This is a genomic window from Dolichospermum sp. UHCC 0352 (genome assembly GCF_009711925.1).
In the GTDB taxonomy this organism is placed as follows: Bacteria; Cyanobacteriota; Cyanobacteriia; order Cyanobacteriales; family Nostocaceae; genus Dolichospermum; species Dolichospermum lemmermannii.
Genome location: NZ_VIKY01000144.1, coordinates 1 through 1,243, shown reverse-complemented (window position 1 = coordinate 1,243; position 1,243 = coordinate 1). Strand labels below are relative to the sequence as shown.

The window sequence follows — 1,243 nt, the reverse complement described above, 5'->3', positions numbered from 1 at the left end:
CGCTGAAAACTTCTTTACTCTTGCCTCTTGCCTCTTGCCTCTTGCCTAGTGCTATGACGACAATTTTCAACGCCAACCTACTTAATTTGCTTATTCAGTGTTCAGTTTCTGTTTGACATTCTTGTTTTCAGGAAATCAATCCTTCCCCAAAACAGACCACCCCAAACTTGTAGACTGTTCATAAACCTTCTTCAAAGTATTCACATCTCTAATCGAAATAAACGGCGGTTTGCGAACTTGAGAAAAATACATAATATCAGTTTGCAGAAGACTATGACCCCAAATTCCCAAAGCATGGCCAAGTTCATGACGGGCTGCTGATAAGACATAATCACCAGTTTGACTAGGACTCAACAGAATTGTAAACCGGTGAGATAAAATATTATTTTCAGTATATAAATCATAAGTAGTTAAAGCCGAACGCGCCCGCAGTATTTTACCATTAGGTTCACGTTGCAAAGGCGGTGCTTTTCGGGAGATTGTAATATCAGCAATAGCCGATTTTTCCACTACCTGTAAAGGTAAATAGATATTCCATTCTTGAACAGCTTGGAAAACACTATTAACCCATATTTGTGACTGCTTTTCATTAATATCTGTTGGTGTTTCTATCTTCACCTTTACCGGAAAACTTGACCAAATCAAATAACCAACTTTCGTAGATTTGATTTGATCAAAATAATCACCACTATTTGTTTTATCTTGCCATTGTGCCAGAGTCGCTGGTAAAGGATGAGTTTTTTGGATAAATTGGGAGTTTCTTTCCTGTTCCCTCACACCAGCATTTACTTGAAAGTTACTCAAAATAACTAGCAGTCCTGTACTTATTGCTAAAGTCAGAACTGCTTTTAATCTTCGCCAAAAGTTTTGATTTTGGGTAATTTTTCCCATTTTCAGTTTCAATTATTTAGGCAACCAATTAGCACTTAAAACCACAGTTAAACCCAGAAAAACTACAACTAATGCCCAAGTAACTCGATTTAAAGTATTTTCGGCACTTTTGGTACTGGTAAATAATTGTGCTTGTCCACCAATAGCGCCAATACCGTCACCTTTAGGACTATGTAACAAAACGAGGATAATCAAACCGAGAGCGGAAAATGCCCAAATGCCTTGGATGATGTTAGTAATTGCCATATTTAGAAATGTTGGTTATAAGAAGTTATCAATCTCGTAAGGGTTTAGCAATGCTCATTGGTGTCAACTTAGGTTACAGATACTTCGACCCTTCGACAGGCTCAGG

Annotated in this window: 2 protein-coding genes; both read right to left on the bottom strand. The window is 37.7% G+C overall.

Annotation, left to right across the window (positions count from 1 at the left end):
• Positions 1-135: 135 nt before the first annotated feature.
• Entirely contained in the window at positions 136-891 is a 756-nt protein-coding gene (locus FJR06_RS10010; RefSeq protein WP_168651354.1) for a peptidase, read from the bottom strand.
• A gap of 12 nt (positions 892-903) precedes the next feature.
• Positions 904-1,137, bottom strand: coding sequence for a preprotein translocase subunit SecG (gene secG, locus FJR06_RS10005; RefSeq protein WP_015079245.1), 234 nt, complete (start codon positions 1,135-1,137; stop codon positions 904-906).
• Positions 1,138-1,243 lie beyond the last annotated feature (106 nt).

What these genes read in the sequence shown, in the direction of transcription:
- FJR06_RS10010 (WP_168651354.1), bottom strand. Translation starts at nt 891, where the DNA reads ATGGGAAAAATTACCCAAAATCAAAACTTTTGGCGAAGATTAAAAGCA.
- secG (WP_015079245.1), bottom strand. Translation starts at nt 1,137, where the DNA reads ATGGCAATTACTAACATCATCCAAGGCATTTGGGCATTTTCCGCTCTC.